This window comes from Bacillus sp. EKM501B (assembly GCF_011800505.1).
GTDB classification, from domain to species: Bacteria; Bacillota; Bacilli; order Bacillales; family Bacillaceae_G; genus Bacillus_A; species Bacillus_A cereus.
Map to the genome: position 1 here is coordinate 193,099 of NZ_JAALFZ010000001.1, position 24,679 is coordinate 217,777.

Below are 24,679 nucleotides of genomic sequence, written 5' to 3' on the forward strand. Positions count from 1 at the left end.
TTTAAAACATGAGAAAAGGGGTAGTTATTAAATATAGGAGGAGATATAAAAATGTCACACGATGTGAAAGAACTAATCGAAGGATTGAATGAAGATTTAGCAGGAGAATACTCAGCAATTATTATGTATAACCATAATGCAGCTACAGTTTCTGGTATATATAGAAAAGTGTTAAAACCTTTCTTTGAATCTGAAATTAGTGATGAACAAGGACATGCCCTATATTTAGCGGAGAAAGTTAAGACGTTAGGTGGTACACCTACTACAATCCCTTTACCAGTGAAACAAGTAGAAGATGTTAGAGAAATGTTAGAATACGCTAGACAATCAGAATATGAGACAATTAAGCGTTATGAAACGAGAAAAGAACAGGCAGCGAAATTAAATATGACAGAGTTAGTTGTAAAACTAGAAGATATGATTGCAGATGAAACAAATCATATGGAAGAATTAGATCGTCTTTTAAATGACAAAGCAATGGTGTTAAATTAATAGTGGGAATTTATAGAATGAAAGAACAAACTCTCATTTCTGGGGGTTTGTTCTTTTGCTGTATAAAAATTATGTTAGAGTAGGAAATTTTCATTTTGTAACTGAGTATGCAATACTAGAAAAATAGAAAATGATAATAGATTTACATTTTAAATAAGAAAAGGGGAAATAACTTGTGTCCATTTTAATTGTCGATGATAATCCGGTTAACATCTTTGTAATTGAAAAAATTTTAAAACAAGCCGGATATCAGGATCTTGTATCGCTGAATTCTGCACAAGAGCTTTTCGAATACATTCAATTTGGAGAAGATTCTTCCAGGTATAATGAAATTGATTTAATCTTATTAGATATTATGATGCCTGAAATTGATGGAATTGAAGTTTGTAGGCGATTACAAAAAGAGGAGAAGTTTAAAGATATTCCTATTATTTTTGTTACAGCTTTAGAGGATGCCAATAAATTGGCCGAAGCTCTTGATATGGGGGCAATGGATTATATTACGAAACCTATAAATAAAGTTGAACTATTAGCACGTATGCGTGTAGCGTTACGCTTGAAATCGGAATTAAATTGGCATAAAGAACAAGAAGAAAATCTTCGGAATGAACTAGATTTAGCTACGCAAGTACAAAGAAACTTATTAAGTAGCCCATTAAGAGAAGATTATATAAAAATTGAAGCAAGTTACTTACCTTCATTTAAATTGGCTGGAGATATGTATTATTGGTATAAAATCGATGAAAACCGCTACGGTATTATATTATTAGACGTGATGGGACATGGTATATCTGCTTCATTAGTTTGTATGTTTATTTCGTCTGTATTACGTGAAACGATTAAATCTTTAATCGATCCAGAACTTGTCATTAAAGACTTAAATAAATATATGACTCTTTTACATAATGAGAATGACGATATTCCATATTATTTTACAGCGATATATTTAGTAGTAGATACAGAAAAGAGAACGATTGAATATGTAAATGCAGGGCATCCTTCTGGATACGTTTTAGTTGATGAAACAAATATGGTTGAACTAAATCGCGGGAGTTGTGCGGTAGGATTTTTTGATGAAATAAAAGTTAAAAAGACAGTTATACCTTTTGAGAAGAACGCTCAAATCGTATTGTTTACAGATGGTGTTCTTGAAGCAATTGCAAATGATGAATTTGAGGCTGAAGAGAAATTACGTACTTTTACAGAAAGAAAATGGGGAGATTTAGAAGGCGAGATAGAAGGATTTTACAAGGAAGAACAAAAGAAAGCGCAATCAGATGATATGTGTCTAATTATGATACAAACGAATGCGAAATAAAAAGCGTATGAAATCCTCTGTTTGGATTTCATACGCTTTTTATTGTATTTTTTGATAAATTTGTTCGCTAGGATTAAATTGGGTATAATGCGGCATTATATTTGAAAAACGAAGAGTTTCTTTATTTCCTAAACATAGAAAACCATTGTGACCTAAGCTTTCATAAAATAGTTGCTGCACTTGATTTTGAAGTTTACTTGTAAAGTAAATTAAAACGTTACGACAAAGTATAATATGAAACTCGTTAAAAGATTGATCGGTTACTAAATTATGCTGTGCAAAAATAATGTTTTGTAAAAGTGATGGATTAAAATAAGCAAAACGATTATCTGTTGAATAATAGTTAGAAAATGCTTGTGTACCGCCAGCTTGTAAATAATTTTTCGTATAAGTTTGCATTTTATTTAACGGGAGGATAGCTTGTTTTGCTTTTTCTAACACATTTGTATTCATATCTGTTGCGTAAATAACCGACTTTTCACTTAATCCTTCTTCGTGAAGTAAGATGGACATTGATAATACTTCTTCACCAGTTGCGCATCCAGCATGCCAAATTCTAATTTCAGGTTGCTTTTTTAATTCAGGAATAACATGCTCTCTAAGCGCTTTAAAAAAGGCAGGGTTACGGAACATCTCAGTTACATTAATCGAGAAATCATTTAATAACTGTTCTAAAACCCCTTCCTCGTGAATTACTTTTTCAATTAATTTTGAAATGGTAGGGATATTAGAGAGCTGCATTCTATTACAAATTCTTCTATAAATAGATGTGCGAGCATATTGGCGAAAATCAAATCCTGATAGTTTAAATACCGCTTCCAATAGTAATTCAATTTCTAAGTTCGTGCGCTCATCCGTATCTACTGATGGATCAAAATTATAATACTTATTTTCCACTCCAACTAAACCTCACTTATTTTATTAACCATACACTCATTACCGAATAGAGTTGATGTAGATTTAATGGTTTACTTATATAATCTGAAGCGCCAGCAGATAAACATTTTTCCTTATCATTTGGCATTGCTTTAGCAGTTAATGCGATAATAGGTATTTCATTTAACCCTAAGTTCATTCGGATATTTTCCATCGTTTCATAACCGTCCATATTAGGCATCATAATATCCATTAAAATAAGGTCAATATTTGTATTACTTTTTAGTATTTCTAAACACTCTAAGCCGTTTTGGGCAGTAATAATGTTGGCATTTTGTTTTTTTAATGCGTTTTGTAACGCAAATATATTTCGATGATCATCATCGACAATTAAAATGGTTTTCTCTTGGAAGACGTTATTTGTTTCGGGAGTAACGATAGTTTCTTCAACAACTTCAGCAGGAATAACATCTTCTATCGTTGCTGCGACTTCTAAATTGGATAACTGTATATCTGGTAATCCATTTGGAAGGTTAGGAATATATACCGTGAAAGTACTACCTTCTCCTACATTACTCTCTAACGTAATCCAACCACCTAACAATCTAGCAAACTCTTTACAAATAGATAAACCTAATCCTGTACCACCATACTTCCGAATCGTTGCGCCATCTGCCTGTTGAAAGGCTTCGAAAATAAGTTGATGCTGTTCTTTAGCGATACCAATACCAGTATCTTTTACTGAAATTGTAATCCAATCTTTACTTATAGACTGCATATCATGACTTAAATTACTTGTTTCTATCGAATCGAAATGTAAAGAAACGGATCCTTTTTCTGTAAATTTAAATGCATTGGATAATAAGTTTTTAATAATTTGCTCAATCCGTTTTGCATCTGTATAAAACAGATCAGGAATCGTATCACTGTCTTCAATAGTAAATTCGACATTTTTTTGTGCAGCTATATGTAAAAAGTTTTGATGCATATTGGCTGCCATGTCACTTATGTTCGTTGCTTCAAAAATGATGTCTAGTTTGCCTGCTTCTACTTTAGATAAATCGAGTATGTCATTAATTAAAGTAAGTAAGTCTTTCCCTGATGAATGAATGACAGTTGCTAATTCAATCTCATCGTCGGATAAATTGTTATCATGATTTTCTCTTAACATTTCAGATAATAGTAAAATACTATTTAACGGTGTGCGTAATTCATGTGACATATTTGCTAGGAACTCAGATTTGTATTTTGAGCTGCGTAACAACTCGCTTGCTTTTTCTTCTAATTCTGATTTAGTAATTTGTAAGTCAGCTGTCTTCTGCTCAGCCTCTTCAGTTCTAGACTCTAATTGTTCATTCGTTGTTCGTAATTCTTCTGCTTGCATTTGTAGTTCTTCCGCTTGCGTTTGCAATTCTTCTGATTGAACTTGTAACTCTTCTGTCATTGCTTGTGATTCATGTAAAAGAGTTTGAATTCGCATACGTCCCATAATGCTATGGATTGTTAAACCTAGATTATCAACGGTTTGTTGAATTAAATCTTGATGTAAATCTGAAATCTCAGTTACACTTACTAACTCCATTACTGCGATTACTTCATCCTCAAATAAGATAGGGATGATTAATAGATTTTTAGGACGTATTTCTAATACTCCGCTAGTGACATAACGAAACTCTTCGGGTATATCCCTGAGAATAAAACTTTTCTTTTCTAAGGCAGACTGTCCAATGAAACCTTCACCCATTTGAATGGATTGTTTCCCAATATCAGCACCTTGATCGGCGAAAGAAGCTTTTTTCACATAGTAGACAGTTTCTTCATATTCTTCACGTACATAAAATGCACCGCAAGAAGTTTGCGTTTTTTGTATAATTCCACTAAGAATTTTTTTACCTAACATCTCAATAGAAGATACACCTTGATACATTAAAATTAATTCTGCAAGCTCCGTTTGTAACCACTCTCTTTTCGATATTTCGTCTAGTAGGTGATTCGTTGTATGAGCAAGATCTTTTATTTCATCACGTGTGTTTACATGAATTCTTTCCGTGATTTTTTCTTTAGAAGAAATGGATTTAATAGCTTGAATTACATTTTTAATCGTTTTTGTAATGGAATTCGAAATATAGAGTGAAATGATAATAGAAATACAAGAAAGTAAGAACAATAAACTGTATAACCAAATCTCTAATTTATTATTTTCAGTATCTAATTGTGCTGCTCTTTTTTTCGTTAATTGCTCCTCAGTGCTACGGAAGTTAGTTACCTGTGACTGTAATGACTGAATTTGAGTCGTGTCGATTGTTTGTACATTATTACTATTATGATTTGCAATTAACGGGTGAATCTCTTTATTTATCCAACTAATAATATTTTCGTTAATCTGTTTTAATTTTTCTTGCTGAGATGGGTTATCCTCTAATAATGAGAAAAGATCTTGATAATGCTTTTCGTAATCCTTTTCCGCAGAATTAAGAGATTGTACGTAATTTGGATTATTAGAAATGATAAACCCTTTCGCTTTATTTTCAATTGTTAGTAAATCTTTCTCCACTTGATTTGTTAAATTGAGAACTTTAAAATCGTGATCAATAATAAAATTACGAGATTTTTGTAAATTAGAAATCTCATTGTTCAATATAATGAAAGAAACAAGTAAGAACAAAATGATAACTAAATAACCAGCCATAATTTTGTAGCGAATACTAAATTTTGCTTTCGAGTTCATTAAAAATTCCTACCTTCAAGGTTATTAAAACTTTTCTATTTTAAAGAATGAAAAACGTAATATATATTATATCAGTTTTCATAAGGCTAAACTAGAAATCCCCCTATTGTATTAGGGGGTTCTTTTTTAATAGAGGAAATCATTTTGAAATATAAAACTATATATGAAAAGTAACAATCGAGGGAATAGGGGATAACAAAACTTTTAAGAAGGGAAGAGTGTTCTTAAAGCTCTTTTTGCATCTATTCCTTCAAAAATAAATAATACAAGATCTCTCTTTTTTACAGTAAGGAAAAAGGATACTAGAGTGCTTAAGTTTTTAATAGAAGTAAGTGTTCCGTGTTTACTTATAAATACATTCGTTTGAAATGTTGTCATTAAAGCATAAAAATGATGAATTTGAGTTATTGTAGGTGTTTCATTATAAGAAATAGTAGTAGAGTGAATGGCGTTCATCGTAATATTCCTTTCCATATAGTAAGCATAACAATATAAACATACCCGTTTTAAAAAATGTTAAACATATAAATAAGAAAAAATATAATTATAGTTTTTTACGTTTAGAAAAGGTTAGGAAGGGTATACATATACTACAAAGAGATTGACTGAAGATGAATTGTAAGATGTCTATGTTTAGTAGATTAGTCTATCAAAATATACTTTTACTTTAAATAAAAAGGAGCCTGGTATACATGAATGAAATGATGATTAATATTACATTTGATTTAATTTACTTGTTAAGTAGTTCACTTGTAGTGCTTTTACTATTCGCTTTTTTCATAAATGGTTATGTTAATAAGAAAATTAGTGTATACAGAAATGAAGAAAAATAAAAATACATTATATAAAACTTTAGGAGGTTAATAGTTATGAATGTAGATAGAAAAATAGTAGGTGTTTTTAGAACAATTGATGATGCGGCACTCGTTATTAATGAATTAAATGATAAAGGATATTCAGCAGATAACATTTCAGCTATTGCGAAAGATCAAAAGGAAATTGAACATCTGGAAGAAAAATCGGGTGAAAAAGTGAATAGCGAAACTGCACATAAAGCAGATATCTTTTCAGCGACAGGGCTTGTAGCTGGAGGAGTAGCAGGCGGACTCGGTGGTTTATTAACAGGTCTTGGTATACTTGCCGTTTCTGGAATGGGTCCAATTGTAGCAGCAGGACCAATCGCAGCAGCTATTGGAGGAGCTGGTATTGGCGGAGGAGCTGGAAGTTTAATAGGAGCATTTATCGGCTTAGGAATCCCTGAAGACCATGCTAAAAAGTATGAAGAATATATTTACGATGGAAATATATTAATTTTAGTAGATGCAAAATTAGATGATAAGTTAGAAATCTATAAAATATTTGATAAGCATAATGCCTATAACTCTGATTTCTTTAAATAAAATGTAAACAAAGTGAATATCGTTTTTGATCTTACAACTTTGGCGCGGCCGAGGAGTCGTATGACTATAAGAGAGGAAGGGCTTATAGTAAAAGGTCAACTCCTATTATGATATTGAGAAGGGAAGAGGTGTCTATTCGTGATTGTAAAAATATTAAAGGATAGTAGTAATAGTTTCCTTTGCACAGTTCAAAGTAAAAATGGAGATCAGTATGTGAAAAAATGGTTTAGTAAACATGAAAATAATAAAGAATTAGGGCGACCAACTTTTAAAGAAGTAGAAAAGGATTGGAAAGAAAATAGAGACTCGTTTATGTATCCCAATATTAAAGCGCTTTATTAAAATGAAACATAAAGCGCGTTTTATTATTACAAAATTGTCACACTCCTGTAAGGTAATTCAATAGATTAGTTACTTTTTCCATGTCATAATAAAGACATAAGAAAGCTAATCAAAAATTATAATTTATAGGAGAGTGTCAGTCATGATTGTAACAACAACGTCTGGAATTCAAGGTAAAGAAATTATTGAGTATATCGATATTGTAAATGGTGAAGCTATTATGGGTGCAAATATTGTCCGCGATTTATTCGCTTCTGTTCGTGATGTTGTCGGTGGTCGTGCTGGTTCTTATGAAAGTAAGCTAAAAGAAGCTCGTGATATTGCGATGGACGAAATGAAAGAACTTGCAAAACAAAAAGGTGCGAACGCTATCGTTGGTGTTGACGTAGATTACGAAGTTGTTCGTGATGGAATGTTAATGGTTGCTGTAAGTGGTACAGCTGTACGTATATAAGTAAATAAAAAACAGGCTCACCCCTTGAAGTTTATGCTTTGAGGGGGTTTTTTGTTTTTAAGTTGTAGAAGTAAACTCCAGTTGCAAGGGTAAAATGAAAAAGAGACAGTGATGCTACATATATGTAGTGTGAGTGCAAACTTTATAATAAATAATAAAGTTGTTATTTGAGATAATGGAAGAATTAGTGGTATAAATAACTTTATAGATAATAATCAAAATAGAGAAGACAGAATGTTCATGGATGGAATGGTTAAGGGAATTTTCCAATCTGTAATAAAAAACGGAGGTACTGAGAACGTTTTACAGATGTCTACTACATAAAATTTATAATGGATTGGGGGCAATTTTTATGTTTTGGTTAGGATGTTTTTTAGGATACATTGTAGGTTCTGTTATTACATGTGCGCTACTTTACTTTGGATATAGATCCAATGAAAATAAAAAAGCGGATATGCAAAAAGGGGAGGAGAGAAAAATCAATAAAAGAGGTGTATAGTAGGCGAAAGGTAAGGTGATAACATTGATGCAAAAATAAAGGACAGTTACATATTTTATATGATTACTATGTACTGTCCCGCTTATTCCTTTTGGATTAGGAAAAATTGTTTCCTGTCTTGCTATAAATTTCATAGGCGAAAAAACCAAATAAATAGCCTATTCCGGATCCTAAACTAATTGAAAGTAGTGAGAAATCTGGGGAAAACATGCCGAAAATCAAACCAATTATACAGCCGACAAGCATTCCTATAGGTATGAAAATGTCTAATAAGTTTTGAGCTTCTTTTAATTTTTTCTTTCCTAATGTTTCTTCTTTATATTGACGTTCCATTCTCTTCATTACAAATACTACAATTCCACCAACTATTACAATAGGTGCGAGTGCCGAAATGAACCACATGTTAGAAGCTCCTTCGTTTTTTAATTAAATTATACCATATATTAACATTTTAAATTTAAGCGGAGAGAAGGTCTTCTGCATTTCTTCTCCTTTTATTCATGACTAAAGTTAATAGGAGTAAAATTAAGCTTAAAAGTGCCATTATAATAAAAACTTGCGTATAACTATCAAAATAGTCACGAGCTATCCCAGCTAGGACAGGAATGAATCCGCCCATAATATATCCTCCTGATTGCATCATAGCAGTCCATGCACTTGCATCTTCTGAAGTTTTTGTTTCATATAGCGGCAGCATAAGAGCGAGTGGAAATACGCCGCCGAGCCCGATACCTAGTAAAATAGAAGGGATCCATGGTGTAGTTAGTGGGTAAATCATAAGCGATAAACCTACGATTACAAAGCATATACTCCCTAATAACCAAAGTGCTCTGTTTTTATAAATATCCGCTAATGTCGGAATTAAAAAGCTACATATCATTTGGATCACGGTAAAAACAGTTATAAGAGTACCTGCTTGCTCACTACTCACACCCATACTTTGATTTGCCGGCGCAAGCCAAGTCGTAATGGAATAAAAGATTCCTGATTGTAGCCCGAAAAGGATTGTAAATAACCATGCTTTTTTATTTCTTAAAGGCAATTTATTATTCTTTTTATTTTGTGTGCTCGTCTTCTTTTTTCGTTTCATAACAGGATACCAAAACATAATAGCGATAATAGTTAGTGCACCCCAAAAAGCGAGTGCCATATTCCAAGATCCTTTTAATACATGTTGTAAAGGGATTGTTAAACCTGCACTTAAAGAAGCGCCAGTTCCCATACCTACTGAATATATGCCAATCATTAAGCCAATTTTTGTAGGGAATTTTTCTTTAATAAAACCTGATAGTAAAGGACCTGCCAGTGCAATTCCAATACCGATAAATAAAGAACTCGCGAATAATGTGGAAAAGGAAAAGGTAAAAGCTCTCATACATGTTGCCAAGCCGATTAAAATAAGACAAGTCATAATTGATTTTTCTGCCCCGTATTTTTTAATTACCTTCCCAGTCAGTAAGGCGAATGTCCCCATACAAAAAACAGGAATAGCTGTTAAAAAACTAACGGAAAAATTGCTTATATTTAAGTCTTGTCGGATTGTTTCTAATAAAGGTGAAACAGATGTAATTCCGATACGTAAATTAATGGAAACAAAAAATAGTGCTAGTATATACAAATAAGTTCGTTCTTGCTGTTTCAATTTCATTTTCTCCTTTCTTAAACATCAGATGTTATTGAGTATATCATCTGATGTTTTTGTGTAATAGATAAGGAGCTTATTTCAGCTCCAAATTTTGAACAGCGTATGTTCGCGCCTCTTCGGTATTTTGCTTTAAAATAGCTTGGAATAACTTTTCATGAATGCCAGAGTTGTCTTCATAGTTCGCTGTATGTAATATTAATTGACTTAAAATATGGCGAAGGGCAGGTACGAAAGATTGATACAAATCAAATAGAACTTCGTTTTTACTCGCCTTTGCAATGGCTAGATGAAACTGAATGTCTGCATCTATGTATGCTACATAATTTCCTTCTTGAAGGGCATTTTTTCTTTTATTCAAATGTCCTTTTAAATATAAAAGATCCTCTTCGCTTCGGCGTTGTGCCGCTAACATTGCTACTTCTTTATCTAACATATTTCGTGCTTCATACACATGATTTATATTAGCTGCTTGCAGTCTTTTTTCAAATGAATCTTGCGTTGTATTTAATGAGACAATACGAGTGCCTTGTCCTTGTCGAACTTCTAATACGCCAGCATGTACTAATATCTTTATACTCTCTCGCAGCGTTGAACGTCCTACCCCTAGCTCTTCCATTAATTGCGGCTCTGTAGGGAGGCGATCACCAACTTCATACTCGCCAGAAAAGATTTTCTCTTGTAGACGTTCCAATACTTCATCGACTAATTTTCGCCGAGAAACTTTTGAAAAGGATTTCTTTTCGTTCATATTCATCTGCTCATCTCCTGTTATATTCGTTTTTATGATAACCAATTTAAGTTGTGTTGACAATGTTATTTTTTAGGTAGTTGAAGCCGAGATACTAAAAGAGATTCTTTTATGGCATTCAATAACTCGTCAAAAACACTTTTCCTTTCGTTTTCTCAGCAGACTGTACAACATCAACGGCCGCTTTCACATCCGCTAATTCATACGTAGAATGGACTTTCATAAAACGTAATTGCTCATTTTCTACTAAGCGAATTAAGTGACGAAACGTTTCTTGCCATTTATATGGTGATACCTCTTTATTCCAATGTCGTAAATGAAATATGTTTGCGTGCACTTTTGCTTTTGTGACAATCTCGGCCCAGTTCACTTGTATTCCTGATAGAAGACCGATCGTTAAAAAATGCCCGTTTGGACGTAAGGAAAAAGCTAATTCATTTCCATCCGGTCCTCCGATAGAATCAATCGCAGCATCCGCACCAATCCCGTTTGTTAATTCCATAACAGTTTCATAAAGCGGGGCAGTGGAAGTATCAATTACATATGCAGCACCAAGGCGCAGTAATTCTTCTGTATGCTTATTATTTCTTGTAACGGCAATTAATCGGAAATTTAAAATTTGGGATAACTGCGCAAATAGATGTCCAATAGCGGACCCACAAGCATTCACTAATAAAACGTCATTACGCTGTAAGTTTAACGTTTCTGTACAAGTAACCCACGCCGTAAGGGGATTAATATACATTTGTGCCGCTGTGAAATCATCAATGGAATCAGGAATAGGGACTACAAAATCAGCTGATGTCTTCACATATTCTTGCCAAGTACCTTCCCCGCGTAAAGGTAACACTCGTTTACCGATAAGCTCTCGAGAAACAAAAGCGCCAACATTTTCTACAATACCAACACCTTCATAGCCAGGTATGTTAGGTAAAGGAATTCTATGAGCGTACGCTCCTGTGATGGGAATTAAGTCAGATGGATTAATCGGTCTAACTAGCATACGGACGAAAACTTCATTATCTTTCAGTGGTTCTATATTTTTATATTCAACTTGTAATACGTCTTTTGGATTGCCAAACTTATGAAATTGAATGCATGTTCCAAGCAAAGTAATTTGCCCCCTTAGTTTGATTGGGTTTATTATAGCATTTTTAGTTTGGGTGGTTACTTTGTTAGTGATAAATAGGGTTTTTAATTTACGTATTTATCAGAATTTTATAAAATATGTATATAACTATAAAATGGGGGGATTTCTTCATGTGTACTAGTTTGACGTTACAAACTAAAAATTTCCAACATCTTTTTGCGAGAACAATGGATTTCACATTAGATATGAATCAGGAAGTAATAATCATTCCTCGGCGTTATCAGTGGAACAATATAACTGGTGAAACTATCCGAGCGAAAAAGGCTGTTGTCGGAATGGGAATTAATCATGAAGGAAGGGTCATTATGGCGGACGGAGTAAATGAAGCTGGTATGACGTGTGCCACTCTCTATTTCCCGGGATTCGCTACTTATAGTAACAGTATAGATAACCATAAAACGAATTTAGCGCCATTTGATTTTGTAGCTTGGAGCCTCACGCAATTTAATTCTGTTGAAGAGTTAAAAAAATCTGTTGATAACATTTCCCTTATAGATATACCATTACCAGTTTTAGGAATTACCCCACCGCTACATTGGATTTTAGCAGATAAATGGGGAGATTGTATTGTACTTGAGCCGACAACTGATGGACTAAAAATGTATGACAATCCATTAGGAGTGATGACTAATAGTCCGGAGTTTAATTGGCATTTACAAAATTTAAGACAATATATTGGACTTAAATCGCAGCCATTTGCGCCAACGGAGTGGGGAGATGTACCATTAAGTGCTTTTGGCCAAGGTTCAGGAACGATGGGACTTCCTGGAGATTTTACCCCGCCATCAAGATTTGTGCGGGCAGCATATGGAAAGCAAAACATTCAAGGTATAGAGAACGAAGAAGAGGGGATATCTGCTATTTTTCATATCTTATCAAATTGTGAGGTTCCTAAAGGGGCAGTAATAACAGAAGACGGAACATTAGATAATACCATCTATACGAGTGCAATGTGTATGGAATCTGGAACATATTATTACCATACTTACGATTGTAGACAAATTATAGCTATTCATTTATTCCATGAAAATTTAGATACAGCTGAGATTAAAACTTATCCGTTTCAGCGGAAACAAAAAATATTTTATGAAAACTAAAGAGCCCCTGAAAAAGTGAAACTAATAAAAACACCTCCATTTAATTTGCATACTTAGTATGCGAATTTAGGAGGTGTTTTTTATCATTTATCAATATTCAGGTTTACTTCTTGCTATTCTATTAAGCCGAAGCCTTCTTCATTCTCTCAAGTAAACTAGACAACACATGCGTACGATACGATTCTAGTTTTTTACCTTCATAAGTACGGATACCTAATTTTTTAAGTTCTTTTACATACCAACCTTTGCTTCCGAAATACATGTGATCGCTCCCCTTCAACTTTGTTTTATTTATTCTGATTGCATATGGAGGTACAGGTAATATAATGAAGGAAATGAATTTCGCGCGAAAATGGTTAACTTTGTTGCAAAAGACATATATACTAAAGATAGTATACAACGAGGTGGACAAGACGTGATTATAGAGAAGCACGAAATTCAAATTGACCAAATTACTAGCGGTAAAGTGAATATCTTTACTTTCTATCGAAATAGAAAGCAAATTGATGATCATTTTTTACGATTGCAAGAACCATCGCTTACAGCAAACTACTTCTTCCATTTTCATTTTGATGCAGAGAGCTTGCATCTACTGCAGAAAGAGTTTCCAAGCGTATATCCGTACGACGGTAGTGAAACAATTCACGACTGGACGGAAAAGATGAAAGCAGAATTGCAACATCAGATCCAAACAGGTAAATGGAATAAACGCGTACGTATCGGTAATCGTATTCTAGATGTGGTGTTTACGTGGTGTGACGAAGATATAGTAGAGTGAAAAAGAAGCGGATGACGCTTCTTTTTTTAGCGCTGGAATAAAACGAGCTTACCTGCAGTAGATGTACAGCGATGTGTTTTTTCATACAATCCTTTTTCTTGTAAGATAGATTCACCTTTTGCTTTCGCTTCTTTTTCAGTTGCCGCCTCGAATGATTCGTCTAATGCTTTTGAACCATCTTTTTCAAAGACTGTTAGAACGTATACTCCCATGAAAATTCCCTCCAATATTTAAAATCAGAATCTTATAATTATTTTGACATAAAATGCTACAATATGCAAAGAAATATATGACATTGCGTGGTAAAATAGAATGAAACTTTAATCATCGAGAATATTTTTATTCTCGATGATTATTAGTTTTCAGCGATTTAAATTTTGATAAAATGAAACTTTTGAAAGATAGAAAGGATCGTTATTTGTGAAACAAGTAAAGTTTATACATGCGGCTGATTTGCATTTGGATAGTCCGTTTAAAGGGATGGAGATGAATGTTACGCAGTCTGTGTGGGAGAGAATGAAGCAAAGTACGTTTGAATCATTTGAGCGTATTGTTGATAAAGCGATTCAAGAGCGCGTTGATTTCGTATTACTAGCTGGGGATTTGTATGATGCGGAGACGAGAAGTTTGAGGGCGCAAGTGTTTGTGCGTGAGCAAATGAAGAGACTTTCGCAATACGATATCCCTGTTTTTATTATTCACGGTAACCATGATCATTTAGGGGGAAGCTGGGCAGCAATTGAGTTTTCGGAAAATGTTCATGTATTTACTGAGCCTTATGTAGAAGAGAAATCATTTTATAAAAATGGTGAGCTATTAGCTTCTATTTATGGTTTTAGTTATTTGCAGCAAGCGGTAACGGATAATATGACAGCGCAGTATACGAAAATGAGTGATGCGCCTTTTCATATTGGTATGCTTCACGGAAGTGTGGAAGGAGATGCAGAGCATAATCGCTATGCACCGTTTCAAATTCGTGAGTTGAAAGAAAAACAGTTTGATTATTGGGCTCTTGGCCATATACATAAACGTGAAATTTTATCAGAAGAACCATACATTATTTATCCAGGGAACATACAAGGTCGTCATCGTAAGGAAACAGGCGAGAAGGGTGCATACCTTATTGAACTTACGAAAAAAGGATCGCAGTGTTCATTTTTCCATACGGCAGATGTTGTATGGGACGAAATCGAGGTTGGTATTGATGGACTTGACACTGTTGATGAACTTATGACAAGCATATCTACTGCGATGAATGAATGCCGAAGAGAAGAGGAAGGTACGCTATTAACTGTCGTATTTACAGGACAAGGCCCACTTTCACCTTATTTGCGCGACGAAAAGCGTGTGGAAGAGATTTTTCACATTTTAGCATCTGGAGAAGAGCGAAAAGATTTCGTATATGCAATGAAGTGGAAAAATGAGACGGTTTCTTTTGCGGAAATCGAACGTTTGAAAGCGGAAAATCATTTCGTCGGTAGTGTGCTAAAGGAGTTAGAAGCTTTCACTAATATGGACGGAGTATTGCGCACTATTTGGACATCTCCTGTAGCGCGTAATAGTATTGAATCTTTTACAGAAGAAGAGAAGAAAGAGATTCAAAAGGAAGCAGAAAATATTATTTTAGAACAATTATTCCAGCAAGAGAGGGATAAAAAATGAGAATTGAAAAACTCCATATTTATGGGTACGGAAAATTAGAAAATGTGGAAATGGATCTTTCCTTGCTGACAGTGTTATACGGTGAAAATGAAGCGGGGAAATCGACAATTCGCTCATTTATGAAAAGTATTTTATTCGGTTTTCCGACGAGAGGACAGCGCCGTTATGAGCCGAAAGAAGGCGGGAAGTATGGCGGTGCGATCACTGTGCAAACAGAGCAGTACGGTCGTTTGAAAATTGAGCGATTGCCAAAGACGGCAGCTGGCGAGGTGACCGTTTATTTTGAAGACGGGAAAACGGGCGGAGAAGAAATTTTAAACGATATATTAAGCGGGATGAATGAAAATTTATTTGAATCTGTCTTTTCATTTGATATGCATGGCCTTCAAAACATTCATCAGCTTGGCGAAGCAGATATTGGCAATTATTTATTTTCGGCAAGTGCAGTCGGAAGTGATGCGCTACTGCAGTTAGATAAAAAGCTAGAAAAAGAAATGGACCAGCGCTTCAAGCCGAGTGGTCGTAAACCAGAAATTAACGTGTCATTGCAAGAGATGAAGAAACTTGAAGAGAAGATGAAAGAGTGGCAAGGGAAAATTGGCACGTATGAAAAGCAAGTGGAGCAGTTAAAAGAAAGTGAAGAGAAACTTGCTTCTGTTCGCGTGGAAAAAGAGAATGCAGAAAAGCGGAAGCAAGATTATGAAATATTAGCAGCGCTTGAGCCTCTCGTTATTGAAAAGCGTGCGCACGAGAAAGTGTTAGAGAACGAGAGCGGGCAGTTTCCTGTAAACGGAATGGCGCGTTATGAAGCAATTAAGGCGAAGATGGAGCCGCTTCAATTACAAGTTGATTCGCTCCACAAGAAAATTGAGACAGTGCAATCGGAAATTGCCTCTATTCAAATAGATGAAGAGTTTTTACAAAAAGAAAGTTATGTAGAAGAACTTCGTATGCAGCATATGTCTTACGAAAATGCACGCCAAGAAATGCGTGATATGACAGGAAGTATTACGAATATAAAAGAAGAAATCGCAGAACTAGAACAACAAATTGGTGCTACTTTTGAAAAGGAAACAGTTCTTTCATTTGATATGAGTTTGGCAACGAAAGAGTTAATTACGCAAACAGTGCAAAAGGCGCGCGAATTAGAAACGCAAAAAGCACAGCTTGATGATCGTTTTAAAGTAGCGCAGGAGCAGTTAGAAGAACAAGAAGAAAACATAAGGCAGATTAAGCAACAAATGTTAGTGGATGAAGAGAGAAATGTGTTAGTTGAGAAAGAGAAATCGTTCCAAGATGCGGCGTTTATCGGTATGGGCGCAGAGAGAATGAAGCGCAAGTATGAGGAAAAAGCAGGAGCAGCTAAGCAAAAGAAAAAGCAGTGGCAAAGAGTTTGTCTTCTGTTACTCCTTATTAACACAGGCATTTTATTCACAAGCTTATTTATAGACAATCGACCGCTCTTATTTATTAGTGTCATTGTTTTTGTAGGGATTGTTCTCGCCCTTGTTTTATATAAAGATCCATCAAGTGGATTACAAGAAGAGCTCCTTACACTTCAGCAAAGTGCTGGCGGGAGACAAAGTGAAGAAGCGATGTCTGTTCGTTATCAGTTAGAAAAAGATGAAGAGATTCGGAAGTTATTTGAGCGCGAGTCTTATAAGTTACAGCAGTTGGAACGAGCGTATGATAAAGTCGTTTCATCGTATGAGGAATGGGAGAGAGAAACGTTCCAGGCGGGAGAACAAGTCGATGCATATAAAACGCGCTATATGTTTCCTGAATTTTATACGTATGCACACATATTGCCGGCGTTTGAGCGTATTGAAAAAATGCAGCAATTATATCGGGAGTTAGAGAAGCAAGGTACGCGAAAATCTTCATTATATGAAATGATTTCGCAATTTGAACATAAACTAGAAACTGTTATCGGTAGTGCGGAGTATAGTAAGCTACACGAGGCACAAAGCCGTATGCAAAATGAGAAAGAGAAGCGCCAAACTTGTAAGCAGTTAAAAGAAAAACTGGCGGAATGGCAAGAAGAATATGAGTTTATGCAAGAACAATTAAAGCAATTACTAATAGAACGAGATGGTTTATGGCATATTGCAGAGTCTACAGATGAAGAGATGTTTTTAGAAGCAGGTAAACTGGCGGAAAAACGTGAGGATGCAGAGAAACAAGTGGGGCGTTTATTACCGCAAATTGATCTGTTGGAACAGCGTTTAACGAGTTTATCATTAGCTGAACATTATGAAGCTGACGGGTATGAAGGAAAATTAAAGCAAGAAATTACAACTGTCCAAAACTGTCTTACGAAAGAGAAAGAACTGACAGAGCGCATTGCGAAACATCGTATGGAAATTGCGAATTTAGAAGAAGGTAGTACGTACGGCGATTTAATGCATGAATGGGAAATGAAAAAAGCGCAAGTGCGTGAACAAGTGAAGAAGTGGGCTGCTTATGCGGCCGCAAAGACAGTGTTAACGAAAACGAAGCACTATTATCATGAAGTTCATCTTCCTCGTATTTTACAAAAATCAGAAGAGTATTTCGTCTATTTAACAGGCGGACGCTATAGTAAAATCTTTTCACCGTCAGAGGCAGAACCGTTTATCGTTGAACGTAACGATGGTATGCGTTTTTACAGTCATGAACTAAGCCAAGCGACAGCGGAGCAGTTATATTTATCGCTGAGATTTGCACTCGCGAAAACATTCGAACATGATTATCCATTTATTATTGATGATAGTTTCGTGCATTTTGATGCGGTAAGGACGAATCGTACGATTGAACTTATAAAGGAAATTGCAAAGGATAGACAAGTCATATTCTTTACATGTCATGCGCATTTACTTGCGTATTTTCCAGAAAAACAGATTATAAAATTAACACATATGCGTAAAGAAAATGAGTTGTAGTGTGCTATACTAAAAGTAACTGATTTGGTGGAGGAATTCGAATGAAAAAGAAAATTGCAGAGTATGAAGTTGGTGAACAAGTCGATATTTTCTTGTTAATTAAAACAGCGACAAAAGGTATCGCAAGCAATGGAAAGCCATTTTTAACAGTAATCTTACAAGATCCAAGTGGAGATATTGAAGCGAAATTGTGGGACGTATCACCAGAAGTTGAGAAACAATATGTAGCGGAAACAATCGTGAAAGTAGCTGGTGATATTTTAAACTACAAAGGACGTATTCAATTACGTGTGAAACAAATTCGTGTTGCGAATGAAAATGAAGTAACAGACATCTCAGACTTCGTAGAAAAAGCACCAGTGAAAAAAGAAGATATGGTTGAGAAAATTACGCAATACATATTTGAAATGAGAAACCCGAACATTCAGCGTCTAACAAGACATTTATTAAATAAGCATCAAAACGAATTTTTAGACTATCCAGCAGCGACAAAGAACCATCACGAGTTCGTATCTGGACTAGCTTATCACGTCGTATCAATGCTTGATTTAGCGAAAGCTATTTCAAATCTATACCCATCTTTAGATAAAGACTTACTATATGCAGGCGTTATTTTACATGACCTTGGTAAAGTAATCGAACTATCTGGCCCAATTTCTACAACGTATACGTTAGAAGGAAATTTACTAGGCCACATTTCTATTATGGTGAACGAAATTGGTAAAGCAGCAGACGAATTGCAAATCGATGCAGAAGAAGTATTAATTCTTCAACACATCGTCCTTTCGCACCACGGAAAAGCGGAATGGGGTAGCCCAAAACCACCATTAGTAAAAGAAGCAGAAATTCTGCACTACATCGATAACTTAGATGCAAAAATGAACATGATGGACCGCGCATTAGGACGCACAAAACCAGGCGAATACACAGAGCGTGTCTTCGCACTTGATAATCGTTCGTTCTATAAGCCGACGTTCCATAATTAATAATGTGAATCAAATGGCCTCATTAAGTGGTAATAAGCTTAGTGGGGCTGTTGTATAATGATAATAAAGTTATTGAATTTTGATTATTAAAAAGCTAAGAGCCTTACTACATTCTACGTAGCAAGGCTCTTTAAAGTTGTTTCAAATTACATCCATCTGTTCGTTCAAGTGTAACTATTCGCAATTATTTGATATTATATAGGTGAATAGAAAGATACATTAAAAATTAGTTTCGTAGTTGTAAAAGGAGGTTATTTATATTATTCTCTTATAATTTTCCAAAAGGGAGAGTTTATGAAAAAGATTATTGTTTTTGTATTAACGATATTTATATTATTCTCAGGATTCGCAACACAAAGTTATGCGTTGTCAGATTCGCAATCTGCGGCAATACAAGCGTTGCTAGATGATGCCTGTCGTATATCAGGTGTGCCGGGAATGTCAATCTCAATACTTGCTGATGATGAAGTGTTCTACTTTTCTTCAGGGTATGCAGACCGTGAAAAGGGGTTGTCTGCAAGTGAAAATACACTCTATGAGTTAGCCTCGGTCAGTAAAGCTTTTACCGGTATGGGTATTATGCTATTGGAAGAGCAAGGGCTGCTCTCAATGACTGACCCTGTCCAAAAATATTTACCTTGGTTTACATTAAAGTATCAAGGGAAACCTGTTGATATGCAAAGTCTTACACTAAATAACTTTCTTCACCATACCAGTGGTCTAACAAATATTAGGCATCTTCAAAATATTCCACAAGGCAATACACCGGATATGTTGCAAAAGACTGTGGAAATGCTCGTTGATGCTGAATTGGCGTTCCCTCCCGGTGAACAGTATAACTATGGAACCGTTAATTATGACGTATTGGGTTTGGTTATTGAGATTGTGTCGCGACAAAGCTATGAAGACTTTATGAAGGAACAGGTATTTCAGCCGCTAGGTCTTCACCAGACGTATGTTTATAAAGAAGATGCTCAAGCTACTGGACAGTTGGCACAGGGCTACCGTTCTTCCTTTTTTATGACAACTCCATTTAAAGCTCCGGATTATGCTGGGAATAAACCCGCAGGCTACATCATTTCTAATACAAAAGATATGGCTCGTTGGCTGGGCATACAGATGGGTATCGTGCAGGACATACCCGAAATATTTCACACGGTTATCGAAAAATCACATAGGGGTGATATGTCTGTTTCGGCTGTCAACGGTATGTATTATGCGGCAGGTTGGTCCGTAAATGCCGAACAAACGATTATAGAACACACTGGGGGCAATCCAAATTTCAGAACCGAAGTAGTCATACTGCCAAATGAACGAACAGCCGTCTCCTTGCTGAGCAACGGCACAAATACCAATACAAACATGGTACTAAAAGTTAAAGATATATTAGAAGGCAATCTAACTCAGTCATATGAAATAAGCGGCACACAGCTTTTGGATATCATTTTGTCGTCTATCACAATTATTTTTTGCCTATTGGCCGTTTTGCTATTTCTCTTAGGATTACGCAGAAGGAGAACGAATAAGCGACAGCCAATGACAAAAAAGAGAATAACCGTAACAGTTATTTTCCTGATCGCTACGATTGCTCTGGGTATACTGTGCTGCGCTTTCGATTGGTCAACAATACTTATGTGGCAAACATATAGTGTTCTTACAGCTTTGATTTCGTCAGCATTATTAACAGCAAGCATTACATGGTTTGTATACACTCACCGATAAAATACCTTGCTCCTAAGATAAGCATAATGTTAAGTCATTAAAGTCCGATTGGTGAGGGCTGATAATCAGTGGGGGGTGAAGAAAACCCCCACTGATTAAAGTTTCACTTTATTAAAAATGAAATAAAATAGTTAAGAAGTACGCATGGGTGTAACGAAGAACTAATAAAACATATCTTGCCACTAGAATGGGGGCATATCAACTTTTAAATTGAGTACCGCCAGCATTTCAGAAAAAATATGTTAAGCAAAAAATACAATAAGCTGTCCATATGGGCAGCTTATTTACATAATTCTCGATATTGGAAGTTGATTAATATCAGTTCATTTGTTTTTCGAAAGGAGTTATTTTGTTCGTTCAAAGATAATATCAAAGTAATTCGCGTACCCCATAGTTGGTGGCGCAAATAGTTGATTTTATAGGGGGAAAACCTGTAACTAAAGCCTAACATAGGTGTTTTTGTTTAAATTTTGCTTAATTCTCACTAGTAATTAACTGAAAATTTAGAAATCGTTATATAATGAATTTAATTTAAAATTAGGAGTGATTAAATTGCCAGATATGATAAACCTCGTTCTTTTCATCATTATAGCGAGGTGTTAAAACTTCTAATAGAAAGCATATTCGATTAAGAAAGAAGGGGTAGTTATGAAAACTAGTGAAGAAACGCATTGGCAAAGGTTTAAACGTAAGAGTAAATCCCCGAAAGAGTGGTTAAAGAAAGTATACGAATTTTTTATTAATGAACACGTATGGGATGCTATCTTTAAAGTGTTCCTTAAACTAGTATGGGCAGTAAAAGGTATGGGGAAAAGCTTGAAACGGGTAATAGAAAACATATTCAATTAAATTCTATTCTTTCATAATTTCCTCATACGATCGATAATTTCCAATAAATTTGTTTTATATAATGGAGTGTGAATACGACAGTTGATACAGCAATGGCTATAATACCTATATGTGCGTAAAAATTGAAGTAATCATATTTCTGGAAGAAAAATTCAAGGACAGGAAATAAAAGAGTAAGACTAGCAATTAATATTAATTGTTCTTTTTTCATTATCATGCCTCCTTCTTTGTATAATTCAGCATTGATAGAAACAATTCCTATATGAATATCCTATACATGATCAGTTAACATAACGTCCTATTATCGGTAGCAAGGAAAAAGGAGGAACCCTACTCTCACAAGGGAACCTCCTTTTTTTGTTCTATCAATCTATGCAATTTTTTATACATTCCTATTCTGGTGCGGTTTTAGGGTTCTTGTCTGTTATTGGATTAACGAAAAAACTGTATAAAATCTCGCATACTCTTAGCGTGTTTTTTCAAAAATGCTGGCGATATCTCACATCCATCAACTTATGAATTTTATAATGTCCTCAAACCAAGAATTTCTCGTGTTTTTAGTCCAAAATGTTATTTAATAAAAAAATATCTCGAATTTGAGATAAATTACTTGCTTTTTAATCACTTGAGTTGTAAAGTGATAGTAACGAAAGCGATTGAGTCATATGAAAAACATACACTCAGTTGTTTTCGAGTTAAAAACGAAAGTAACTTATGCAGTAAAAACCAAGATGAATTTACAAAAACATAATGAGAATAAATTGAACAGCTAAAAAACATATTATTTTTTTATCATCACTTGACTAGTAAAACGAAGCGGAGGAATTAAAAATGTATAAAATTAAAGGGCATCATCACATTTCAATGGTTACGAAAAATGCAAATGAAAATAATCACTTTTATAAAAATGTGCTTGGATTACGTCGTGTGAAAATGACAGTGAACCAAGATGATCCGTCAATGTACCATTTATTTTACGGAGATAAAACAGGAAGTCCGGGTACAGAGTTATCATTTTTTGAAATTCCTTTAGTAGGAAGAACATATCGCGGTACAAATGCGATTACTCGAATTGGATTACTCGTTCCTTCAGAGGAAAGCTTACATTACTGGAAAGAACGATTTGAGAAATTTAATGTGAAACATAGTGAGATGACAACATATGCAAATCGTCCTGCTTTACAATTTGAGGATGCTGAAGGTCTTCGCTTAGTACTACTCGTTTCAAACGGAGAAAAAGTAGAGCACTGGGAAAATTGGGAGAAATCAGAAGTTCCTGCAAAGCATCAAATTCAAGGAATGGGTTCTGTAGAAATGACAGTTCGTAGACTTGATAAAATGGCGAGTACACTTACAGAGATGTTTGGTTATACAGAGGTTAGCCGCAGCGAAGAGGAAGCAATTTTTCAGTCCATTAAAGGAGAGGCTTTTGGAGAAATCGTTGTGAAATATTTAGATGGTCCTACTGAAAAGCCGGGCCGCGGTAGCATTCACCACTTAGCAATTCGTGTGAAAAACGATGCAGAGCTTGCCTATTGGGAAGAACAGGTGAAACAAAGAGGCTTCCAGTCTTCAGGAATCATTGATCGTTTCTATTTTAAAAGCTTATATTTCCGCGAATCAAACGGAATCCTATTTGAAATTGCGACAGATGGACCAGGATTTACAGTTGATGGAGATGTGGAACATCTAGGAGAAAAGCTTGATTTACCACCATTCTTAGAAGATCAGCGAGCAGAAATTGAAGCGAATTTAGCACCGATTGAAGAGAAGTAATAGAAGAAAATATACAACTTTAACAAATAAATGAAACCCATTGGAGGAATATAAAATGAACCAATTAAAAGGAATTCACCACGTTACAGCGATTACAAGTAGTGCAGAAAAAAACTATGAGTTTTTCACTCACGTTTTAGGAATGCGTTTAGTTAAAAAAACAGTAAACCAAGATGACATTCAAACGTATCATTTATTCTTTGCAGATGATAAAGGTAGTGCAGGAACAGATATGACATTCTTTGACTTCCCAGGTATTCCAAAAGGAGTACACGGTACGAATGAAATTTCAAAAACTTCATTCCGAGTGCCAACTGATGCAGCGTTAGCATATTGGGTGAAACGTTTTGACCGTCTTGAAGTAGAACATACAGGAATTAAAGAGCAATTTGGTAAGAAAACTCTTTCTTTCGTTGACTTTGATGACCAACACTATCAATTAATCTCAGATGAACTTGATAAAGGGATTGAATCAGGTACACCATGGCAAAACGGACCAGTTCCATTAGAATATGCAATTACTGGTTTAGGGCCTGTATTCATCCGTATTGCAAACTTTAGTTTCTTCAAAGAAGTGTTAGAAAAAGTTTTATTATTTAAAGAGGTTGCGCAAGAAGGAGAATTCTATTTATTTGAAGTGAATAAAGGTGGAAACGGTGCTTCTGTCATTGTAGAACATAATACGGTTCTTCCAGAAGCACGACAAGGTTTTGGTACGGTTCACCATGCTGCATTCCGCGTAGAAGATCGCGCTGTATTAGAAGAATGGATTGAGAGAATCAGTAGCGTTGGACTTCCTTCATCTGGTTATGTAGACCGTCATTTCTTTGAATCATTATATGCAAGAGTTGCACCACAAATCTTATTTGAATTTGCAACAGACGGCCCAGGGTTTATGGGAGATGAGCCATACGAAACACTTGGCGAAAAATTATCTTTACCTCCATTCCTAGAGCCAAAACGTGAAGAAATTGAAAAATTAGTTCGTCCAATTGATACAGTGAGAAGTACGAAGGAATTTATTAAAGAGTAAAAATAGAGATAGTAAGTAGGAGAGCAGGTAGTTTTAGCGGAGTGCTGGAACTGCTTGCTTTTTATTTGTCCTGTTAAGTTTTCTGACAATTGTTTCTCAAGTTATTAAAAAGGAAAAGTTTGGTATAATTAATTAAAATATTTAATTTTCTGATAATTATTTTTCAATACATAGAAAAGGAGTGGTAATATACAATTTTGATA

General features: G+C 35.0%; 26 protein-coding genes. 16 read left to right on the forward strand and 10 right to left on the reverse strand.

Translation table 11 applies throughout. The features are described from left to right. The first annotated feature begins 51 nt into the window (after positions 1–51). Positions 52–492 (forward strand): ferritin-like domain-containing protein, encoded by a 441-nt coding sequence (locus tag HFD78_RS01055; RefSeq protein WP_000017744.1) that lies wholly within the window; start codon positions 52–54, stop codon positions 490–492. Positions 493–667: 175 nt separating this feature from the next. Next, entirely contained in the window at positions 668–1,810 is a 1,143-nt protein-coding gene (locus tag HFD78_RS01060; RefSeq protein WP_000025532.1) for a fused response regulator/phosphatase, read from the forward strand. A 39-nt stretch (positions 1,811–1,849) separates the two neighbouring features. Here the strand turns inward: HFD78_RS01060 and HFD78_RS01065 are convergent, their stop codons facing one another. From HFD78_RS01065 to HFD78_RS01075, 3 genes are all read right to left on the reverse strand, one after another. Further along, on the reverse strand, positions 1,850–2,707 hold the full coding sequence (locus tag HFD78_RS01065) for a CheR family methyltransferase (RefSeq protein ID WP_000429042.1): 858 nt from the start codon (positions 2,705–2,707) through the stop codon (positions 1,850–1,852). 16 nt (positions 2,708–2,723) lie between these two features. Beyond that, positions 2,724–5,414 (reverse strand): ATP-binding protein, encoded by a 2,691-nt coding sequence (locus HFD78_RS01070; RefSeq protein ID WP_001084953.1) that lies wholly within the window; start codon positions 5,412–5,414, stop codon positions 2,724–2,726. A gap of 204 nt (positions 5,415–5,618) precedes the next feature. Then, positions 5,619–5,870, reverse strand: coding sequence for a hypothetical protein (locus HFD78_RS01075; RefSeq protein WP_000991357.1), 252 nt, complete (start codon positions 5,868–5,870; stop codon positions 5,619–5,621). A 236-nt stretch (positions 5,871–6,106) separates the two neighbouring features. Here HFD78_RS01075 and HFD78_RS01080 point away from each other — a divergent pair, with 236 nt between their 5' ends. The 5 genes from HFD78_RS01080 (at position 6,107) to HFD78_RS01100 (ending at position 8,109) form a co-directional block, all read left to right on the forward strand. Then, on the forward strand, positions 6,107–6,247 hold the full coding sequence (locus HFD78_RS01080; protein ID WP_001004570.1) for a hypothetical protein: 141 nt from the start codon (positions 6,107–6,109) through the stop codon (positions 6,245–6,247). A gap of 36 nt (positions 6,248–6,283) precedes the next feature. Beyond that, positions 6,284–6,814, forward strand: coding sequence for a general stress protein (locus tag HFD78_RS01085; RefSeq protein WP_001100090.1), 531 nt, complete (start codon positions 6,284–6,286; stop codon positions 6,812–6,814). Between the two features lie 138 nt (positions 6,815–6,952). Further along, entirely contained in the window at positions 6,953–7,156 is a 204-nt protein-coding gene (locus HFD78_RS01090) for a DUF4028 family protein (protein WP_000635860.1), read from the forward strand. A 142-nt stretch (positions 7,157–7,298) separates the two neighbouring features. Then, complete coding sequence (locus HFD78_RS01095; RefSeq protein ID WP_000637511.1) at positions 7,299–7,610, forward strand: YbjQ family protein; 312 nt, start codon at positions 7,299–7,301, stop codon at positions 7,608–7,610. Between the two features lie 352 nt (positions 7,611–7,962). After that, positions 7,963–8,109 carry a hypothetical protein gene (locus tag HFD78_RS01100; protein WP_000498632.1) on the forward strand — a complete coding sequence of 49 codons (147 nt, stop codon included), beginning with the start codon at positions 7,963–7,965 and terminating at the stop codon, positions 8,107–8,109. A gap of 96 nt (positions 8,110–8,205) precedes the next feature. Here the strand turns inward: HFD78_RS01100 and HFD78_RS01105 are convergent, their stop codons facing one another. From HFD78_RS01105 to HFD78_RS01120, 4 genes are all read right to left on the reverse strand, one after another. Further along, a complete protein-coding gene (locus HFD78_RS01105) occupies positions 8,206–8,511 on the reverse strand; it encodes a hypothetical protein (protein ID WP_000264242.1) in 306 nt (101 codons plus the stop codon). 55 nt (positions 8,512–8,566) lie between these two features. Continuing rightward, positions 8,567–9,757, reverse strand: a complete 1,191-nt coding sequence (locus tag HFD78_RS01110; RefSeq protein WP_002196273.1) for an MFS transporter — start codon at positions 9,755–9,757, stop codon at positions 8,567–8,569. 70 nt (positions 9,758–9,827) lie between these two features. Then, complete coding sequence (locus HFD78_RS01115) at positions 9,828–10,508, reverse strand: FadR/GntR family transcriptional regulator (protein WP_001056899.1); 681 nt, start codon at positions 10,506–10,508, stop codon at positions 9,828–9,830. Between the two features lie 112 nt (positions 10,509–10,620). Further along, a complete protein-coding gene (locus tag HFD78_RS01120; protein ID WP_000901745.1) occupies positions 10,621–11,613 on the reverse strand; it encodes a zinc-dependent alcohol dehydrogenase family protein in 993 nt (330 codons plus the stop codon). Between the two features lie 149 nt (positions 11,614–11,762). Here HFD78_RS01120 and HFD78_RS01125 point away from each other — a divergent pair, with 149 nt between their 5' ends. Next, entirely contained in the window at positions 11,763–12,749 is a 987-nt protein-coding gene (locus HFD78_RS01125) for a choloylglycine hydrolase family protein (protein ID WP_000337592.1), read from the forward strand. Between the two features lie 121 nt (positions 12,750–12,870). Here HFD78_RS01125 and HFD78_RS01130 read toward each other — a convergent pair whose 3' ends face one another. Then, a complete protein-coding gene (locus HFD78_RS01130) occupies positions 12,871–13,011 on the reverse strand; it encodes a YflJ family protein (protein WP_000273536.1) in 141 nt (46 codons plus the stop codon). Positions 13,012–13,164: 153 nt separating this feature from the next. Between HFD78_RS01130 and HFD78_RS01135 the strand changes: the two genes are divergently transcribed. Further along, positions 13,165–13,527, forward strand: a complete 363-nt coding sequence (locus HFD78_RS01135; RefSeq protein WP_000582785.1) for a hypothetical protein — start codon at positions 13,165–13,167, stop codon at positions 13,525–13,527. Between the two features lie 26 nt (positions 13,528–13,553). Here the strand turns inward: HFD78_RS01135 and HFD78_RS01140 are convergent, their stop codons facing one another. Beyond that, positions 13,554–13,739, reverse strand: a complete 186-nt coding sequence (locus HFD78_RS01140; protein WP_000539552.1) for a YhzD family protein — start codon at positions 13,737–13,739, stop codon at positions 13,554–13,556. A 208-nt stretch (positions 13,740–13,947) separates the two neighbouring features. Between HFD78_RS01140 and HFD78_RS01145 the strand changes: the two genes are divergently transcribed. From HFD78_RS01145 to HFD78_RS01165, 5 genes are all read left to right on the forward strand, one after another. Beyond that, on the forward strand, positions 13,948–15,189 hold the full coding sequence (locus tag HFD78_RS01145; protein ID WP_000815728.1) for a metallophosphoesterase family protein: 1,242 nt from the start codon (positions 13,948–13,950) through the stop codon (positions 15,187–15,189). Beyond that, on the forward strand, positions 15,186–18,110 hold the full coding sequence (locus HFD78_RS01150) for an ATP-binding protein (protein WP_001217602.1): 2,925 nt from the start codon (positions 15,186–15,188) through the stop codon (positions 18,108–18,110). The genes HFD78_RS01145 and HFD78_RS01150 overlap by 4 nt, the downstream gene beginning before the upstream one ends. Before the next feature lie 41 nt (positions 18,111–18,151). After that, positions 18,152–19,096, forward strand: a complete 945-nt coding sequence (gene yhaM / locus HFD78_RS01155; RefSeq protein WP_000726639.1) for a 3'-5' exoribonuclease YhaM — start codon at positions 18,152–18,154, stop codon at positions 19,094–19,096. Positions 19,097–19,390: 294 nt separating this feature from the next. Beyond that, positions 19,391–20,818 (forward strand): serine hydrolase domain-containing protein, encoded by a 1,428-nt coding sequence (locus HFD78_RS01160; RefSeq protein WP_000720974.1) that lies wholly within the window; start codon positions 19,391–19,393, stop codon positions 20,816–20,818. Positions 20,819–21,466: 648 nt separating this feature from the next. Further along, on the forward strand, positions 21,467–21,667 hold the full coding sequence (locus HFD78_RS01165; RefSeq protein ID WP_000858032.1) for a hypothetical protein: 201 nt from the start codon (positions 21,467–21,469) through the stop codon (positions 21,665–21,667). A gap of 22 nt (positions 21,668–21,689) precedes the next feature. On the opposite strand, the gene HFD78_RS01170 is transcribed toward HFD78_RS01165, so the two are convergent. Continuing rightward, positions 21,690–21,878, reverse strand: coding sequence for a hypothetical protein (locus HFD78_RS01170; protein ID WP_000712159.1), 189 nt, complete (start codon positions 21,876–21,878; stop codon positions 21,690–21,692). 620 nt (positions 21,879–22,498) lie between these two features. Here HFD78_RS01170 and HFD78_RS01175 point away from each other — a divergent pair. Together HFD78_RS01175 and HFD78_RS01180 are read left to right on the forward strand one after the other, a co-directional pair. After that, complete coding sequence (locus tag HFD78_RS01175; protein ID WP_000276684.1) at positions 22,499–23,443, forward strand: ring-cleaving dioxygenase; 945 nt, start codon at positions 22,499–22,501, stop codon at positions 23,441–23,443. Between the two features lie 55 nt (positions 23,444–23,498). After that, positions 23,499–24,476 (forward strand): ring-cleaving dioxygenase, encoded by a 978-nt coding sequence (locus HFD78_RS01180; RefSeq protein ID WP_001072541.1) that lies wholly within the window; start codon positions 23,499–23,501, stop codon positions 24,474–24,476. The last annotated feature ends 203 nt before the right edge of the window (positions 24,477–24,679 follow it).

Bases quoted from the DNA above. Each gene is read 5' to 3' on its own strand.
- HFD78_RS01110 (WP_002196273.1), bottom strand. From the start codon at position 9,757: ATGAAATTGAAACAGCAAGAACGAACTTATTTGTATATACTAGCACTA.
- HFD78_RS01150 (WP_001217602.1), top strand. From the start codon at position 15,186: ATGAGAATTGAAAAACTCCATATTTATGGGTACGGAAAATTAGAAAAT.
- HFD78_RS01100 (WP_000498632.1), top strand. From the start codon at position 7,963: ATGTTTTGGTTAGGATGTTTTTTAGGATACATTGTAGGTTCTGTTATT.
- HFD78_RS01170 (WP_000712159.1), bottom strand. From the start codon at position 21,878: ATGAAAAAAGAACAATTAATATTAATTGCTAGTCTTACTCTTTTATTT.
- yhaM (WP_000726639.1), top strand. From the start codon at position 18,152: ATGAAAAAGAAAATTGCAGAGTATGAAGTTGGTGAACAAGTCGATATT.
- HFD78_RS01165 (WP_000858032.1), top strand. From the start codon at position 21,467: ATGAAAACTAGTGAAGAAACGCATTGGCAAAGGTTTAAACGTAAGAGT.
- HFD78_RS01160 (WP_000720974.1), top strand. From the start codon at position 19,391: ATGAAAAAGATTATTGTTTTTGTATTAACGATATTTATATTATTCTCA.
- HFD78_RS01140 (WP_000539552.1), bottom strand. From the start codon at position 13,739: ATGGGAGTATACGTTCTAACAGTCTTTGAAAAAGATGGTTCAAAAGCA.
- HFD78_RS01105 (WP_000264242.1), bottom strand. From the start codon at position 8,511: ATGTGGTTCATTTCGGCACTCGCACCTATTGTAATAGTTGGTGGAATT.
- HFD78_RS01055 (WP_000017744.1), top strand. From the start codon at position 52: ATGTCACACGATGTGAAAGAACTAATCGAAGGATTGAATGAAGATTTA.
- HFD78_RS01085 (WP_001100090.1), top strand. From the start codon at position 6,284: ATGAATGTAGATAGAAAAATAGTAGGTGTTTTTAGAACAATTGATGAT.
- HFD78_RS01070 (WP_001084953.1), bottom strand. From the start codon at position 5,414: ATGAACTCGAAAGCAAAATTTAGTATTCGCTACAAAATTATGGCTGGT.
- HFD78_RS01075 (WP_000991357.1), bottom strand. From the start codon at position 5,870: ATGAACGCCATTCACTCTACTACTATTTCTTATAATGAAACACCTACA.
- HFD78_RS01125 (WP_000337592.1), top strand. From the start codon at position 11,763: ATGTGTACTAGTTTGACGTTACAAACTAAAAATTTCCAACATCTTTTT.
- HFD78_RS01115 (WP_001056899.1), bottom strand. From the start codon at position 10,508: ATGAATATGAACGAAAAGAAATCCTTTTCAAAAGTTTCTCGGCGAAAA.
- HFD78_RS01175 (WP_000276684.1), top strand. From the start codon at position 22,499: ATGTATAAAATTAAAGGGCATCATCACATTTCAATGGTTACGAAAAAT.
- HFD78_RS01130 (WP_000273536.1), bottom strand. From the start codon at position 13,011: ATGTATTTCGGAAGCAAAGGTTGGTATGTAAAAGAACTTAAAAAATTA.
- HFD78_RS01080 (WP_001004570.1), top strand. From the start codon at position 6,107: ATGAATGAAATGATGATTAATATTACATTTGATTTAATTTACTTGTTA.
- HFD78_RS01180 (WP_001072541.1), top strand. From the start codon at position 23,499: ATGAACCAATTAAAAGGAATTCACCACGTTACAGCGATTACAAGTAGT.
- HFD78_RS01095 (WP_000637511.1), top strand. From the start codon at position 7,299: ATGATTGTAACAACAACGTCTGGAATTCAAGGTAAAGAAATTATTGAG.